At 65.0% G+C, this 955-nt stretch carries 1 protein-coding gene; it reads right to left on the bottom strand.

Features of this window, described 5'->3' with window-relative positions; translation table 11 throughout:
• Positions 1-4: 4 nt before the first annotated feature.
• The coding region (tuf, locus tag V6X63_RS10645) for an elongation factor Tu (protein WP_367978925.1) at positions 5-955 on the bottom strand (951 nt) is incomplete at its 5' end.

The raw sequence follows: 955 nt of genomic DNA, 5'->3' as shown, positions 1-955 counted from the left end.
CCGATTACTCGAGGATCTTGGAGACGACGCCGGCACCGACGGTGCGGCCGCCCTCGCGGACCGCGAAGCGCAGGCCCTCTTCCATCGCGATCGGCGCGATCAGCGAGACCGTCATCTGCACGTTATCACCCGGCATCACCATCTCCGTGCCCGAGGGCAGGTCACAGGCGCCGGTGACATCGGTCGTGCGGAAGTAGAACTGCGGCCGGTAGCCATCAAAGAACGGCGTGTGACGACCACCCTCGTCCTTGCCGAGGACATACACCTCGCACTCGAACTTGGTGTGCGGCGTGATCGAACCGGGCTTGCACAGCACCTGGCCTCGCTCGACCTCATCACGCTTGGTGCCACGCAGCAGCGCACCGATGTTATCCCCGGCGCGCCCCTCATCGAGCAGCTTGCGGAACATCTCGACACCCGTGACCACGGTCTTGGTGGTCTCCTTGATGCCCACGATCTCCACTTCCTCGCCGGTCTTGACGATGCCGCGCTCGACACGACCCGTCACCACGGTGCCGCGGCCCGAGATCGAGAACACATCCTCGATCGGCATCAGGAACGCACCGTCCACCGCACGCTCCGGCTCGGGAATGTACTCATCCATCGACTCGACGAGCTGCACGATCGCCTGCGAGCCCATCTCACCCGTATCCCCCTCGAGCGCCTTCAGCGCCGAGCCGGTGGTGATCGGAATGTCATCACCCGGGAAGTCGTAGCTCGAGAGCAGCTCACGGACCTCCATCTCGACGAGCTCGAGCAGCTCGGCGTCGTCGACCATGTCCGCCTTGTTCAGGAACACCACCATCGCCGGCACACCCACCTGGCGGGCGAGCAGGATGTGCTCCCGCGTCTGCGGCATCGGGCCATCCGCCGCCGAAACCACCAGAATGGCACCGTCCATCTGCGCGGCACCGGTGATCATGTTCTTCACATAGTCCGCGTGCCCGGGGCAGTC

The sequence above is a fragment of the Spiribacter onubensis genome, from assembly GCF_040838425.1.
Taxonomy (GTDB): Bacteria; Pseudomonadota; Gammaproteobacteria; order Nitrococcales; family Nitrococcaceae; genus Spiribacter; species Spiribacter onubensis.
Note: the sequence above shows the minus strand (reverse complement) of the source record. Positions and strands in the feature narration are given on the sequence as shown.